Below are 14,229 nucleotides of genomic sequence, written 5' to 3'. Positions count from 1 at the left end.
GGACTTATTTCTTGGCCCGTTTGCGCTCAGCCGTGTTTCAGCGTGATTAAATTTGGTCGAAGGGATTGAATCATGGATCCAATCTCGGATAGTTTCATTCTCACAGTTCATCGGGGGCAGACCCGCGTGTCTGCGATTGAGAAGAGGAATCACATGTTGAGGAAGACCTCATCGATCAGCTGCTGGCTCCGGTGCTGGCTCTTGGCCTGTCACTGTCCGCCTGCGGGTCATCGGACAGCGAAGGTGCATCGAAGCCGGAAGCCGGCGCAGAGAACACCTACGGCCTGCCAGCCGACTACGTCGGAGGTGAAGTCAAGGTCGGCACCTCCGTCGGACTTGCTCCCTACGAAGTGTTCGGCAAGGACGGCAAGACGATCGAAGGCTACGAGCCCGACATCCTCAACGAGGTCGCCAAGCGTCTCGGCGTCAAGCTCGACTGGACGGCCGCCAAGTTCGAGACGATCATGCCCGGCGTCAACGCGGGTCGCTACGACATCGCCGTCAACGGCATCTTCTACAACGAAGAGCGCGCTGCTGAGTTCGACCTGCTGAACTACTTCGGCGACTCGGCCACATTCCTGGTCAAGAAGGGCAACCCGAGCAACATCGCCTCGTTCGCCGACCTGTGCGGCAAGAACATCGCCGTGCATAGCGGCACGAAGTACGCCGACGACGTCGCAGCCCTGTCGAAGGAGCACTGCGACTCCGCCGACCTGCCGGCCATGAAGGTCGTCAAGTACGGTGACTCGGCCGGCTACGTCCTGCTCATGAACCAGGGACGCGCGGACGCCACGGCCACCGCTCGCCTCGTCGCCGACTACGCAACCCACATCGGCGACTCCGAGCTGGAGACCGTTCCGGGCGTCGACTTCGACAAGTCGACCTACGCGCTGGTCTTCAAGAAGGACAGCGAGCTCGTCCCGGCCTTCCAGAAGGCACTGCAGTCGATGATCGACGACGGCACCTACGGCGAGATCGCCAAGAAGTGGGGCCTCGAGCAGAGCATGGTCGAGACCGCTAGCACCGAAGCGCCCGCGGCTGATCAGTAGATGAACTCCACCACACCACAGCAGCACCCCGTCTCGGCCGACCACGCGTCGGCCGAGCGGGTGCTGCCCCGGCGGCACTATGGACGCTGGTTCTCTGCCGCCCTGATCGTGGCCGTCGCCGCGATCATCGTTCGCCAGTTCGCGAACGCCGAGATCGACTGGGCGATCATCCCCGACTACGTCTTCTCGGGCATCATCCTCGAAGGACTCTGGGGCACGATCTGGCTGACCATCCTGGCCATGGTCGTCGGCGTCACGGTCGGCGTCATCGTGGCGATCATGGGCCTGTCGGACAACATCGTCCTGCGCGCCTCCGCCAACTTCTACCTGTGGTTCTTCCGCGGCATCCCCGCGCTGGTCCAGCTGCTGATCTGGTTCAACATCGCGCTGGTCATCAAGGACGTCAACCTTCCCCGTTCTACGAGGGAACGACCAACGACCTGGTCACCCCGCTCGTCGCGGCCGTGCTGGGTCTCGGCCTGTCCGAAGGCGCCAGCATGGGCGAGATCGTCCGCAGCGGCATCCTGTCGGTCGACAAGGGGCAAGCCGAAGCCGCTCGTGCGCTGGGCTTCACCCAGTCCAAGACCATGCGGCGAGTGATCCTGCCCCAGGCCATGCGCGTCATCGTGCCGCCGACCGGCAACGAGATCATCAACATGACCAAGTACACGTCGCTGGCGTTCGCGGTCTCGTACTCCGAGCTGCTGAGCAATGCGACTGGCGTCTACTCCTCGAACTTCAAGGTCGTCGAGCTTGCTGTTCACGATCACGATCTGGTACCTCGTCCTGACCTCGATCCTGATGTTCATCCAGAGCCGGGTCGAAGAACGCCTCGGCCGCAGCAAGGGCCAGCAGGCCAAGGCCAAGCGCCGGATCCGTCGATTTCGCCCGGAGGTGAAGGCATGAACACGCTCGTCAACGTCACGGGAGTGACCAAGAGCTTCGGTGCCAACCAGGTGCTGAAAGGCATCGACCTGACGATCGAGAACGGCAAGGTCCTGTGCATCATCGGGCCCTCCGGATCGGGCAAGTCGACGTTCCTGCGGTGCCTCAACCACCTCGAGAAGATCGACGGCGGACGCATCGAGATCGGCGGCGAGCTGATCGGCTACGAACGCCACGGCGCCCACCTGCGAGAGATGCGTGAACGCGACATCGCCAAGCAGCGCAAGGCGATCGGCATGGTGTTCCAGAGCTTCAACCTGTTCCAGCACCGCACCGTGCTGGAGAACATCATCGAGGCGCCGATCAAGGTCAAGGGCGAGTCCCGTGCCGCTGCCATCAAGACGGCCAACGAGCTCCTGGCTCAGGTCGGCCTCGCGCACCGTGGCGACGCCTACCCGTCGCGGCTCTCGGGCGGCCAGCAGCAGCGGGTCGCGATCGCGCGAGCCCTGGCGATGAAGCCCGAGCTGATGCTGTTCGACGAGCCGACGTCGGCTCTCGACCCCGAGCTCGTCAGCGAGGTCCTCAACGTCATGAAGGGACTCGCTGTCTCGGGCATGACGATGGTCGTCGTGACGCACGAGATCGGCTTCGCCCGCGAGGTCGCCGACGAGCTGATCTTCATGGACGACGGCTTGATCGTCGAGCGCGGCGTGCCCGAGGACGTCATCTCGTCCCCGCAGCACGAGCGCACGAAAGAGTTCCTCAGCAAGGTCCTGTGACCCGAGCAGATTGGACGACAAGACATGGACGTTGAGGCAAGCTTCCACACCGTGATCATCGGCGGCGGAATCGCCGGGGTCTCGCTGGCCTACTACCTGGCCGAGCTCGAAGGCAATGGCAACGGGATCCTCGTGCTCGAGGCCGACGAGCTGGCCAGCGGCGCCACCGGCGGCTCGCTGGGCGGTGTCCGACAGCAGTTCAGCACGCCGCAGGCGGTCGAGTTCGGCATCCGCGGGCTCGACTTCTGGCGCAGCTTCGAGGACCGGTTCGACTACCCGTGCCCGTTCCACCAGGAGGGCTACCTCCTGATGACGAGCGTCCCCGAGACGTACGCGATGCTCGAAGCCGCCGCTGAGGTGCAACGACAGGCCGGCGCGACCGAGGTCTCGATGCTGACGGCCGACGACATCGCCGACACAGTTCCTTGGATCGGCACCGACGGTCTTGTCGGCGGCTGCTGGACGCCGAACGACGGCCGGGTCAACCCGACCGACGGCGTCTACGGCCTGGCCCGGGCGGCCCGTCGGCTCGGCGTGAAGTTCCAGCTCCACTCGCCGGTGCGCTCGATCTCGCAGGTCGGCAACGGCTGGCGCCCTGGAGGCGACGGAGCCGATGGTGACCCAGCGGGTCGTCGTCGCGGCCGGAGTCAAGACGCCGATGCTGCTCAAGCCCTTCGGCCTCGCCGTGCCTATCACGCCGATGAAGATCCACTCGGGCTTCACGACCCCCGTGCTGACCGACGAGATCTTCCCGATGACGATCGACATGGAGACCGGTTTCTGTGCCGAGCGGGAGCAGGACGGCGCGGTCATCACGGTGACGAGCTCGAATGCGCCGGACTCGTACGGGGTCGACGACATGCTGATGGAGTTCGCCGAGTCGCCGAGGTGCGGGCCCCGATCTTCACCGAGGTCGGCATCCACTCGACGACGACCGCGTACGCCGACGCGACCGGCGGTGACGGCCAGCCGTTCATCGGCGAGGTCGAGCCGGGGCTGTGGGTCCTGGCCGGATCGACGCCCACGGCACGATGATGGCGCCGGTCGTCGCGGAGTTCACGGCCAAGCAGATGTCGGGCATCGCCGATCCGGCGATCGACCCGAGCGTCTACGCGCCGCACCGTACAGCCGGTGCCGGTGAATGGCTGCGCGCGGCCAAGCGCGAATAGCCCGCACCACCTGGTCGACCTGCTCGGCCATCCACGACAAGAAGAGCCCCAGCATGCATGAGGGCCCCAGCATGAACAAGGAGTGGCCATGACGTTCGCCATCGGCACCGCATGTGTCGAGGTACAGGATCGTTCCTGCGTCGATGTGTGTCCGGTCGACTGCATCTACGAGGGTGACAGCAAGCTCTACATCCACCCTGACGAGTGCATCGACTGCGGCGCCTGCATGACCGAGTGCCCGGCGAAGGCCGTCATCCGGATCGAGGATGCGCTCGACGGCGATCAGGAGGTTGTCGTCGACAACGCGCGCTTCTTCCTCGAGGTGCTGCCAGGACGCAGCGAGCCGCTGGGCTCGCCCGGCGACTCGCGCTCAGTCGGCCGGGTCGGCGTCGACACGCCGTTCATCCAGGCCTTCATCGCGCAGAAGACGCAAGCATGACCAGCCTGGTGCGGGTCGTCCTGGTCGGGCTCGGAGGCATGGGGATGCGCCACGTGCGCGCCTATGCTGCGTTGCGCAACCACGGTGTCGCCGACGTCGAGCTGGCTTTCGTGTGCGACCGCGACGAAGGGCGACGGGCGGCTGCGGTGAAGCTGTACGAGTCGCTGACCGGCGTCACGCTCGACGACGTCGCCGACCTTGCCGATCTCGCCACCGGTGACGTCGACGCAGCCCACCTGGCGGTGCCGACCGGCATCCACCGGGTCGTGGCCGAGTCGGCCTTCGCGGCCGGGCTGCACGTGCTGGTCGAGAAGCCCATCGCGATCACGATCGACGATGCTCGCGCGATGCAGTCGGCGGCCGACGCGGCGGGGCTGGTGCTCGCCGTCGCCGAGAACTTCCGTCGCGTCCCGTCCAACCGGGCGGCCCGCGCGATGGTGCGCGACGGCGTGATCGGACGTCCGTACTTCTCGACGTCGCTGCTGTCGCTTCCGGCGGAGTTCGCCCACCCGGACGGTGGCGGTGCGTGGTTCCGCGATCCTGCCGTCGCCGGATCGTTGGCTGCCCTCGAGATGGGCGTGCACGAGATGGATCTGCTGCAGTACTGGTTCGGCGACATCCAGTCGGTGCAGGCCACGGCTCGCGTGCTCGAACCGGCCGTGCCCGGACCGGCGGGCATCGAGCCGGACGACCAGACTGACGACTCGTGCTTCGCCAACGTCAGCCTCGCTGGCGGGGTCGTCGCCCAGTTCGCGTTGACGATGGCAGGTCACGGCGGTACCCAGGCATCGCGTCTGGTCGTCGGTGACCGCGGCAGCATGACATCCGACACCTGGGAGGGCTGGCAGGGCGGATTCGTCACGACCGACGATGGTCAGCGTCGACCCGTGCACGATCATGTCGTCGACTGGATCGCCGGACTGGACGACGAGGAGCGGGCCCAGCTGTTGCCGGCCGGCACTTGGGATCCCGACGACCTGACGATCTCGACTGCCGAGCCGCTGCGGTACGGGCTGGCCTACGAGATCTGGGACTTCGCCCGCAGCATCATCGAGTCACGGCCACCGGAGATCGGAGGTCCCGAGGCCATGACGGCGTTGGCCGGTGGACTCGCGATCCTCGAGTCGTCGTGGGCCGGGCGCGAGGTGTCGATCGCGGAGATCCTCGACGGGACGGTCGACAGCTGGCAGGCGTCGTTCAGGGACCGCCAGTGAACGGCCTGCTGGTACGCGGTGGTCGCATGCACTCGGCCGTCGAGTCCGCGCGACGCGACGTCCTGGTGCTGGGCGGCCGCATCGTGGCGGTGGAGCCGACTATCGCGTCGGTCGACGTGCCGGGGGTCGCGGTGCACGAGCTCGACGCCACGGGCCTCGACGTCTTTGCGGGCCTGGTCGATCAGCACTGTCACCCCACGGGCGGCGGCGGAGGGCAGGGGCCGGCGAGCCAGAACCTGCCGCTGATGTTCGAGGAGTTCACGACCGGTGGCATCACGTCGCTCGTCGGCGTCCTCGGCCACGACACCGTCGTGCGCAACCCCGAGTCGCTGCTCTCGCGGGTCCGTGCGCTGCAGGCGCAAGGCCTGCGAGCGTCGATGCTGACCGGCGAGATCAGTGCCCCGCCCGTCACGCTGACCGGCCAGGTGCGTCGTGACGTCGCGCTGGTCTCCGAGGTGCGCGGCCTGAAGATCGCGATCGGTGAGCTGGGGCGCGGTCAACACGTCCCGCGAGCTGGCCGACCTCTGCGCTGCGGTCGCCGCCGGCTCACGCACGTCCGGCAAGCCCGGCGTCGTGCACATCCACATCGGCGCCGACCCGGCCTGCCTCGACCTGGTCGAGGAGGTGGTGACCCGCCACGGTGTCCCTCCCGGGCTGCTGACCCTGACGCACGTCAACTGGAACCCCGCGGTGCTCGAACGCTCGATCGAGCTGGCCGGTCTCGGGGTCAACCTCGACGTCACGGCCTGCATCACCCCCGACTACTTCGCCGGGACGGTCGCCCCCGAGCTGGCGCTCAAGACCCTGGTCACGCGTGTGCCGCTCGACCAGCCGACCGCGTCGTCGGACTCGGGCGGGTCACATCCCGACGGCGACCGCCTGGTGGTGCACACGCCGGGTCTCCTGCTCGATGTCGCGCTGCGGTGCCTCGCCGACGGCTACCTGACGGCCCAGGAGGTTGCCGGGGTCTTCGCCGAGAACCCGGGCCCGCCGCAACGGCTTCACTGCCGCCGGCCGGGTCGAGCCCGGGGCTCATGGTGATCTTGTCGTGGTCGACCCTGCGGCCGGACGGTCGTCGATGACGGTCGTGCTCGGTGGCCGGGTCGTCGTGTCGGCCGGTCAGCCGACCGTGACTGATGTGCTGAGTCGATGACCGACCAGCCGTCCGTCGTCGACCTGCGCCGCGACCTGCATGCCCACCCAGAGCTGGGCTTCACGGAGTACGCGACGGCAGCCCTCGTGATGCAACGCCTGACCGAGCTGGGCTGGTCGGTCAGCACGGGACCCGAGGTCATGGATCCGGCCCTCCGGATGGGGCTGCCCTCGCAGGAACAGCTCGACACGGCCTGGGCCGATGCGGTCACGTGGGGAGTCCCGGCGACCTTCCTCGAACCGCTGCGGGACGGCATGACGGCTGTCGTCGGGACCCTGACGGGTCGTCGTCCCGGTCGGGTCGTGGCGATCCGAGCCGATCTGGATGCGCTGCCGGTGCAGGAGTCGCGCGCCGCGAGCCATCCGCCCCGTGCGCTCGGATTCGCGTCCACCCGCCCGGGCCTGATGCATGCCTGCGGTCATGACGGCCACGTCGCGATCGCCCTCGACCTCGCTGCGCGTCTCGCCGACCGTGACTTCGCCGGCACCGTCAAGCTCGTGTTCCAGCCAGCCGAGGAGGGGCTTCGCGGGGGCCGCGCCGTGGCGGCTTCGGGCATCCTCGACGATGTCGACGACGTCATCTGCATACATCTCGGCGTGGGAGTTCCGACGGGCGCGATCAGCCCCGACACGCGGGGGCTCGTTGGCGTCCGCGAAGCTGCCGGGCGACGTTCGACGGCACCGCGGCGCACGCCGGGGCGTCCCCCCGAGCGGGGCCGTAGTGCCCTGCTGGCCGCTGCTGCGGCGACGTTGGCGGTGCACACGCTGCCGCAGCATGGCAGCGCTTCGGTGCGGGCCAACGTCGGCTCGTTGCATGCCGAGGGCGCCTCGAACGTCGTGCCCTCGCACGCTGTGATGACGCTCGAGGTGCGGGCCGACGAGTCGCAGGCCTGCGAGGACCTTCGTGCTCGCGTCGTGCAGGCCTTGCAGGGAAGTGCAGCGACGTACGGAGTCGAGTGCACGGTCGACCTGATCGGCCAGGCGCCGGCCGTCGTGTCGGACGAGTCGTTGGCCCAGCAGCTCGCCGACCTCGCTGAGCAGGTTCCGTCGGTGCGCGAGGTGTGGCGAGCCGCTCCCGACAACGGCAGTGACGACGCGTCATGGCTGATCGACCGGGTCCGCGCGCTTGGCGGGCGAGGTGCCTACGTCCTGATCGGGAGCACGCCGGAGATCGGCCATCACGAGTCGACCTTCGACCTCGACGAACATGCGTTGGAGATCGGTTCGGACCTGCTGCTCGCCGCGGTGCAGGTACTGGGCAGGACGGCCCCGAGCGTCGGTCAGTCGGCAGGATCGCTGAGCTGTCGAGCACCGAGCGCCACGGCTTGCGGGCCAGCAGGTCGTCGATGTCGAGCTTGACGTCGAGCGGCTGCGGCAGCAGCTCAGCCAGCTCTCCGTCGCGGTGCAGGTTCTGCAGGTTGATGACGGCGCGCACGTCGCGTGCCTCGGCGGCGTCGGCGATCGCGTGGTGCTCCTGCGCGCTGGCGATCGCGGCTGTGGTGTCGGAGGTGTAGAGCGAGCGGTAGGCATCGGCGTTCCAGGCCTGCTGGATCGCGCCGAGCAGCTGCACGTGGTCGGGGTGGGTGCACAGCGAGAAGTGGAAGTCGCGATTGGCGTACGTCGCAGCGACCCGGTCGCCTGAGGCGAGCGCCGCGTCGGCGGCGTGGCAGGCCGCACGCATCGAGGCGATGTCGGCGTCGGTCAGCTGCGGGACGGTGCGGGCGACTGCCTCGGCCTCGAGCAGCTCGCGGGTGCGGTAGAGGTCGAACAGCGCCTCGAGGCTCAGGCGGGGGACGACGTAGCCGCGGTGCGGCTCGTACTCGACCTGGTGCTCGCCCTCGAGGATGCGCAAGGCGTCGCGCACGGGCGCGCGGCTGACGCCCAGGCTCTTGGAGATCGCATCGACGTTGACGCGTCCGCCCACGGGGAACTCGCCGACCAGCAGCGCCCGCCGCACTTCGTGCAGCACGGCCTCTACCTGGGTCGGCGGTTTCTGGAAGGAGGGCGAAACCGGCATGATGCTCCTATCGAATCCTGGATCCAAGGAGATTAGCAGTGTCAACAGACAGGGTGATGCAGTTCGCGACGGGTCTCACACACCAAGACATCCCCGAGCCGGCCCGCACACGGGCTCATCAGGCGCTCAGGGACACCGTCGCGGTGGCCTTCGGAGGTCAGCGCACGCTGGCGGCTCGCACGGGAATGGCTGCGATGGCAGGCGAGCAGGGTCGGTACGTAGCGTTGGGGAGTCGCGAGCCAGGCAGCTCGCCGGTCAGCGCCACAGCCGCCGCATTCGTCAGCGGGATGCGGGCGAGCGCGCTGGACTATGACGACGGCCACTATCGCGGAGGGGCGATCCATCCCTCGTCGGTCATCGTGCCGACGGTGCTGCTCGCGGCCTCCGACTCCCCGGTGCCGATCGAGGACGTCGTGACGGCGCAGGTCGCCGGCTACGAGGTCGCCGTGCGGCTGGCCCACCTGTTGCTCCCCGAGACGCTTGCCGGCCAGTGGCACTGCACCGGCACGGCTGCGACGGTGGGCGCGGCCGTCGCCGCTGCCAAGGTCCGCGGCGGCGATGCCGACACCGTACGCCGTGCCGCCGTGATCGCCTGGGCTCACGCCCCCATGGCGGCCCTGCAGCTGCCGATGGTCAAGGAGGCGATCGGCTGGTCGGCGGCAACCGGTCTGAATGCGGCCTTGATGGCTGAGCGCGGCCTGATGCGGCTGCCGTCGGGCGTGCCGGTCCCGAAGATGCCGGGGATCTTCCCGGCGACCCCCTTCGACGCGCCGGGTGCCGATGTCCCCTTCGTGCTGTCGCTCGGACGCGAGTTCGAGATCGAGCAGTCCTATCTCAAGCCATACCCCGCCTGCCGCTACACCCACACCGCCGCAGACGTGCTCCTCGAGCAGCTGGGCGCGGGCTTGGAGGCAGCCGACGTGGCGTCGGTCCGGGTCGCGACCCACGCGCAGGCGACGTTCTTGGACTATCAACGCCCGCCGACGCTCGAGCACGCTCAGTACAGCCTTCCGTGGGTCGTCGCGGCTGCGCTGGCCGACGGCGAGGTGACCCCGGCGCAGATGTGCGACGAGCGGCTGGCCGACCCGGCGCTGCTCGACATCGCTGCCCGAGTCACGGTCGTGCACGCCCCCGAGCTGGACGCATTCTTGCCCGATCACTACGCGACCCAGCTGCAGCTGACCTTGCGCGACGGACGGGTGCTCGAGCTGGAGCCGCGGCTGGCTGCGCGCGGCGACGTGTCGAGTCCGCTGACCGAGCAGGACCTCGCCGCCAAGGTCGAGTCGTTGGTCGGACCGGCGTCGACCGACCTGGTCGCGGCCCTGTCTCCGGGCGGTGACACCGAGAGCTTCTGGGCTGCCTTGCCATCCGGGTAGATCGTGACCCTCCTTGTGTGTAGGATTGAATCCTGGATCCAATCTTGACCTGGAGGTGGCATGACAACGCCCGATGCACAAGCGATCGAGCAATTCCGTATTGCGATGGAGCAGTTCTGGCATCCCGTGATCCGCTCTCAGGATCTGTTGGACCAGCCGGTGCGCATCAAGATCCTTGACCAGGAGATCACCGTCGTGCGTCTCGACGACGAGATCGCCGCATTCCCCGACGTGTGCCGCCACCTCGGCGCTGCGCTGTCGCTGGGCGACGTCACCGACGGCGGCAAGGCCCTGCGCTGCCGCTACCACGGCTGGTCGTACGACAAGTCGGGTCGCTGCATCGACATCCCGTTGCGTGCCAGCGACAAGATCCCCGCCCAGGCCCGGGTCCGCAAGTACCACTCGCAGGAGCGCTACGGCCTCGTCTGGGTCTGCCTGGCCGAAGAGCCCGTCGGAGACCTGCCTCCCTACCCCGAGTTCGACGACGAGAACTACTACAAGAACGAGATCCTGCAGCACGACGCCTGGGCTGCCAGTGCCCCGCGCCTCGTCATGGCAGCGCTCGACGACACCCACTTCTCGTGGGTCCACCCCGGAACCCTCGGCGTGGCCGGCGAGCCGCGGCTGCCCGAGCGCGTCGGCGACGTGCCGGTGCGGGTCGAGGACAACGTCCTGTACTCCGACTACCGCACCCGGCTGCCCGCAGGCCCCCTCGCCCACGAAGGCGCCGTCGGCGACGATGCGACGACCGAGGTCGAGTTCACGAGCATCTCGACGATCACGTCGACCAAGAACGTCGTGACCAGTGCCGTCGGCGTCTCGGTGACCTGGAACGTGTACCTGCCGGTCTCCTACAACGAGACGCTCACGTTCACGCAGCTCTCGCGCACGTACGACAAGGATCCGTCGTTCGATGCCGACATCGAAGAGTTCAACATGGGCATCAAGCTCGAGGACAAGGAGATCGTCGAGAGCCAGAAGCCGTGGCTCCTGCCGCCGCTGCGCGCGCAGATGATCCTCTACGTGCGTCCCGAGGACGTGCCCCTGGTCGAGTTCCAGAAGATGGCCGAACGCCTCGGCGTTCCGCAGATCTGACGAGGTCGAGAACATGAGCGGTCACGTCAAGGTCGTCGTGGTGGGAGCCGGTCCGTCCGGCACCTATGTCGCCGGAGAGCTGCTGAGCCGCAGCCCCGTCCCGTGCACGGTCGACGTGCTCGATCGTGACCTGACCCCGTGGGGCCTGGTCCGCAGCGGAGTCGCCCCCGATCATCCGAAGATCAAGTCCGTGACCCGTGTCTTCGACCGCATTGCCGGCCGAGAGGGCTTCGCCTTCTGGGGCGGCGTCAAGGTCGGCTCCGACGTGACCCACGACGATCTCACGCGGCACTTCGACGTCGTGGTCTACGCCACGGGTGCCGAAGTGGATCGTCGGCTCGGCGTGCCGGGCGAAGAGCTGCCCGGCGTGATGGGCGCCGGAACGTTCGTCGGCTGGTACAACGGCCGAGTCGCCGAAGCGGGTCTCGTCCCCGCACTCGACGGCGAACGGGCCGTGGTGGTCGGCAACGGCAACGTCGCGATGGACTGTGCGCGGATGCTGTTGGCGCCGCGTGGCTGATCGCGGCCACCGACATGGCTGACCACGCGATCGAGGCCCTCGCGGCCAGCAGCATCGACGAGGTCGTGCTGCTGGGTCGCCGTGGACCCGACCAGGCAGCGTGCTCACCCCAGAAGCTGCGCGAGCTGTGCTCCCTGCCGGGACTGACGGTGACCGTCGAGGGTGCAGAGCTCGACGGCGACAGCGAGATCAGCGCGATCTTGCGTGACGCGGTCTCGCGTGACCCTGATCCGCTCGCGACCAAGCGGCTCGTGCTCCGCTTCCACGCCGTGCCCACCGAGGTCATCGGCACCGAGGCGGTCACGGGCGTCCGGATCGCCGACGAGGTCGTCGACTGCTCGTTGCTGATCACCGCGATCGGCTTCTCGACGCTCGCCCTGCCTGATGTCCCGTTCGCCGAAGACCTGGGACGGATCCCGCACGAGGACGGCCGGGTCGCACCCGGCGTCTACGTCGCCGGCTGGGCCAAGCGTGGACCACAGGGTGTCATCGGCGAGAACAAGCGCTGCGCGACCGCGACCTCGGCCAGCATCATCGCCGACCTCGAGTCCGGCGCGGTCCCGCACGGCGGCGTGCGCCCCGATTTCGAGGCGCTGCTGGCTGACCGTGCTCCCGACGCCGTGACGATCGAGGGTTGGCGTCGGATCGACGAGGTCGAGGTCGCCCAGGGGGCCGCGCACGCGCGTCCGCGGGTCAAGCTTGTGTCGGTCGACGAACTTCAGGCGGCCGCCCGGGCCGACGAGCAACGCGAGCGCGAGGCAAGCTGATGGGTGCACAGATCCAGATCGACGAGGGCGCGAAGGCCCAGCTGACCGCGATCCTGCAGGCTGGCGCGCGTCTCTACATGCACTTCACCGAAGAGGTTCTGGCGATCGGCGGGCCCACGGCCGAGCCGACGGTCCGTCGTCACCTGCGCGAGTACGGCAGCTGGCGGGGCCGAGAGATGCGTCAGGCGCACAACGCCTTGGGTGGGTCGATCGACATGGAGACCCTGATGCGGCGGTGGGACAGCGCCAGCACCTACGTCGTCGCCGACGAGATGGAGTCGAGCGGCTCGTACGCGCCCTCCGACGTCCAGCACGACGTGCACTACTGCCCGGCGTCCCTCGCCTGGAAGGAAGCCGGCTTCCACCGGTGGGGACGTCTACTGCGACGAGGTGCACCAGTCGATCGCCGGCAGCTATCACCCCGACGGCATCGTGGTGATCCCCACGAACCTGATGAAGGGCGACAGCCACTGCTCGTTCAGGTGGGTGCTGCCCGGCGGGGTCGACGCCTTCGATGCCGGGGAGCCCACCGAGCTGGGTCTGAGGCTCGCACGGATGTACCCCGGAGCCGATACCGACCCGGCCGAGGGTCTGCGCTCGGCGTTGCAGCGCACGAGTCGTCTGGTCGCCGGACGGTTCCTGACCTATGCCCGGTCGATGGAGACCGGCGAGATGCCCGCGGGGGTGCTCGAACGCGCGATCGACGTGTGGGCGACCCAGCGCGGCGAGCTTGCTCGCCGCCCAGCTGCGTGAGGCCGGCACCGAGCTGACTCCCGCCGCGCTGGTCGAGCACCTCGACGTCGCGCCGCTGCGCATCTGGGAAGCGGACATCGAGCAGTGCGACACCGAGAAGTTCGCCGCGACGGTGCACGACACGCCCTTCGACGAGCTGTTCCGCGACGAGCAGGCCGGTCAGCACGCCGCGACGTTCTGGGAGATCTCCCTGCCCGCCATCGTGCGCGGCTTCGCGCCGACGTGGGACTGCCAGGTGACGCTGGAGCCCGGTGACGTCCCGCGCCTGGCACGGCTCGACATCACACGCCAGTGAGTGGGACTCAACAGTGAGTGGGACTCAACAGTGAGTGGGGATGGGCTGAGCTCCCCATCCCCACTCATGGTCATTGTGACCCACCTGACCGACTATTGAGTAATCGGCCGGTCGGTATCAGCTGCTCTTGGCCGCCTGTTCGGCGTGCGCGCCAGCAGTCGGTGTCGTTGATGCCGCGGGAGGCGGCGTCGGAACCGGCGGCGGCGTGTAGGCCGGCGGCGTGTCGCCGCGGCGCTTGAGGATCGCGAAGGCAGCAGCGCCTGCTCCGGTCAGCACCCCGACGATCGCGACCTTGCGGAAGCGCTTGCGCTTGGGCTTGACGCTCTCAGGCAAGCTTCTCTTGCACCTCGGCCGGCAGCTTGTCCGAACAGGTCGTCCCGCAGATCGACCAGCTGATCCTTGTCGGGCAGCGCTGCGATGAGCTGATCGCGCACGCCGGGCGCACGGTCGACGACCTGCTGACGGAGCTCGTCGGTCTGGCTAGCCAGATCTCCGATGTGATCTTCCAGCTTGTCGCGCAGGGTCTGCTTCTTGCGAATGGCCATCTGTTTCTCCTCCGATTGGGCTGAGCGGACACCAGTTCTCACGGTACAGGCCTCGCCGTATGGCCCGATGGAACTAGTTCTCCTAGTTAGTTCTTACCCAATGGGACTTGCTTTCACACACCGATCAGTGACATGTTTGTGGAGTCGGTTGAGCAGAAGCCGCGCCAGGAACGA

At 68.0% G+C, this 14,229-nt stretch carries 16 protein-coding genes and 3 pseudogenes; 17 read left to right on the top strand and 2 right to left on the bottom strand.

Going from position 1 to position 14,229, the window contains the following annotated elements:
* The first annotated feature begins 191 nt into the window (after positions 1-191).
* The 10 genes and pseudogenes from ACHMWU_RS25100 to ACHMWU_RS25055 all read left to right on the top strand — a co-directional run bounded on the left by ACHMWU_RS25100 (position 192) and on the right by ACHMWU_RS25055 (position 8,046).
* Positions 192-1,049, top strand: a complete 858-nt coding sequence (locus tag ACHMWU_RS25100; RefSeq protein ID WP_396048126.1) for an ABC transporter substrate-binding protein — start codon at positions 192-194, stop codon at positions 1,047-1,049.
* Positions 1,050-1,418: pseudogene (locus ACHMWU_RS25095) on the top strand (ABC transporter permease subunit); the annotation flags it as partial. It lies immediately after the preceding gene.
* A 128-nt stretch (positions 1,419-1,546) separates the two neighbouring features.
* A pseudogene (locus ACHMWU_RS25090) lies at positions 1,547-1,666 on the top strand (ABC transporter permease subunit); the annotation flags it as partial.
* A 285-nt stretch (positions 1,667-1,951) separates the two neighbouring features.
* Positions 1,952-2,713 (top strand): amino acid ABC transporter ATP-binding protein, encoded by a 762-nt coding sequence (locus tag ACHMWU_RS25085; protein WP_396049213.1) that lies wholly within the window; start codon positions 1,952-1,954, stop codon positions 2,711-2,713.
* Between the two features lie 24 nt (positions 2,714-2,737).
* Entirely contained in the window at positions 2,738-3,748 is a 1,011-nt protein-coding gene (locus ACHMWU_RS25080; RefSeq protein WP_396048124.1) for an NAD(P)/FAD-dependent oxidoreductase, read from the top strand.
* Positions 3,745-3,882: a hypothetical protein gene (locus tag ACHMWU_RS25075; RefSeq protein ID WP_396048122.1), complete on the top strand. Its 138-nt coding sequence runs from the start codon at positions 3,745-3,747 to the stop codon at positions 3,880-3,882. Before ACHMWU_RS25080 ends, ACHMWU_RS25075 begins: the two co-directional genes overlap by 4 nt.
* An 88-nt stretch (positions 3,883-3,970) precedes the next feature.
* The gene (locus tag ACHMWU_RS25070) at positions 3,971-4,321 is read left to right on the top strand and encodes an indolepyruvate ferredoxin oxidoreductase subunit alpha (protein ID WP_396048120.1); all 351 of its coding nucleotides are present in this window, start codon (positions 3,971-3,973) and stop codon (positions 4,319-4,321) included.
* A complete protein-coding gene (locus ACHMWU_RS25065; RefSeq protein WP_396048118.1) occupies positions 4,318-5,535 on the top strand; it encodes a Gfo/Idh/MocA family protein in 1,218 nt (405 codons plus the stop codon). The genes ACHMWU_RS25070 and ACHMWU_RS25065 overlap by 4 nt, the downstream gene beginning before the upstream one ends.
* A gap of 480 nt (positions 5,536-6,015) precedes the next feature.
* Positions 6,016-6,576, top strand: a complete 561-nt coding sequence (locus tag ACHMWU_RS25060; protein WP_396048116.1) for a hypothetical protein — start codon at positions 6,016-6,018, stop codon at positions 6,574-6,576.
* Positions 6,577-6,684: 108 nt separating this feature from the next.
* Positions 6,685-8,046 (top strand): amidohydrolase, encoded by a 1,362-nt coding sequence (locus ACHMWU_RS25055; RefSeq protein ID WP_396048114.1) that lies wholly within the window; start codon positions 6,685-6,687, stop codon positions 8,044-8,046.
* A gap of 124 nt (positions 8,047-8,170) precedes the next feature.
* Here the strand turns inward: ACHMWU_RS25055 and ACHMWU_RS25050 are convergent.
* Positions 8,171-8,704 (bottom strand): annotated as a pseudogene (locus tag ACHMWU_RS25050) (GntR family transcriptional regulator); the annotation flags it as partial.
* Positions 8,705-8,742: 38 nt separating this feature from the next.
* On the opposite strand from ACHMWU_RS25050, the gene ACHMWU_RS25045 reads away from it, so the two are divergent.
* From ACHMWU_RS25045 to ACHMWU_RS25020, 6 genes are all read left to right on the top strand, one after another.
* Positions 8,743-10,080, top strand: coding sequence for an MmgE/PrpD family protein (locus ACHMWU_RS25045; protein WP_396048112.1), 1,338 nt, complete (start codon positions 8,743-8,745; stop codon positions 10,078-10,080).
* A 60-nt stretch (positions 10,081-10,140) separates the two neighbouring features.
* Complete coding sequence (locus ACHMWU_RS25040) at positions 10,141-11,175, top strand: Rieske 2Fe-2S domain-containing protein (protein ID WP_396048110.1); 1,035 nt, start codon at positions 10,141-10,143, stop codon at positions 11,173-11,175.
* Between the two features lie 13 nt (positions 11,176-11,188).
* Positions 11,189-11,695, top strand: coding sequence for an FAD-dependent oxidoreductase (locus tag ACHMWU_RS25035; RefSeq protein ID WP_396048108.1), 507 nt, complete (start codon positions 11,189-11,191; stop codon positions 11,693-11,695).
* A gap of 14 nt (positions 11,696-11,709) precedes the next feature.
* Positions 11,710-12,462 carry a hypothetical protein gene (locus tag ACHMWU_RS25030; RefSeq protein ID WP_396048106.1) on the top strand — a complete coding sequence of 251 codons (753 nt, stop codon included), beginning with the start codon at positions 11,710-11,712 and terminating at the stop codon, positions 12,460-12,462.
* 390 nt (positions 12,463-12,852) lie between these two features.
* On the top strand, positions 12,853-13,215 hold the full coding sequence (locus tag ACHMWU_RS25025) for a hypothetical protein (RefSeq protein ID WP_396048104.1): 363 nt from the start codon (positions 12,853-12,855) through the stop codon (positions 13,213-13,215).
* Positions 13,193-13,510 (top strand): hypothetical protein, encoded by a 318-nt coding sequence (locus ACHMWU_RS25020; RefSeq protein ID WP_396048102.1) that lies wholly within the window; start codon positions 13,193-13,195, stop codon positions 13,508-13,510. Before ACHMWU_RS25025 ends, ACHMWU_RS25020 begins: the two co-directional genes overlap by 23 nt.
* A gap of 117 nt (positions 13,511-13,627) precedes the next feature.
* On the opposite strand, the gene ACHMWU_RS25015 is transcribed toward ACHMWU_RS25020, so the two are convergent.
* On the bottom strand, positions 13,628-13,843 hold the full coding sequence (locus ACHMWU_RS25015) for a hypothetical protein (RefSeq protein WP_396048100.1): 216 nt from the start codon (positions 13,841-13,843) through the stop codon (positions 13,628-13,630).
* Positions 13,844-13,869: 26 nt separating this feature from the next.
* Here ACHMWU_RS25015 and ACHMWU_RS25010 point away from each other — a divergent pair, with 26 nt between their 5' ends.
* Complete coding sequence (locus tag ACHMWU_RS25010) at positions 13,870-14,079, top strand: hypothetical protein (RefSeq protein WP_396048098.1); 210 nt, start codon at positions 13,870-13,872, stop codon at positions 14,077-14,079.
* Positions 14,080-14,229: the final 150 nt, after the last annotated feature.

The organism is Aeromicrobium sp. UC242_57 (assembly GCF_044452305.1).
Lineage (GTDB): Bacteria > Actinomycetota > Actinomycetes > Propionibacteriales > Nocardioidaceae > Aeromicrobium.
Note: the sequence above shows the minus strand (reverse complement) of the source record. Positions and strands in the feature narration are given on the sequence as shown.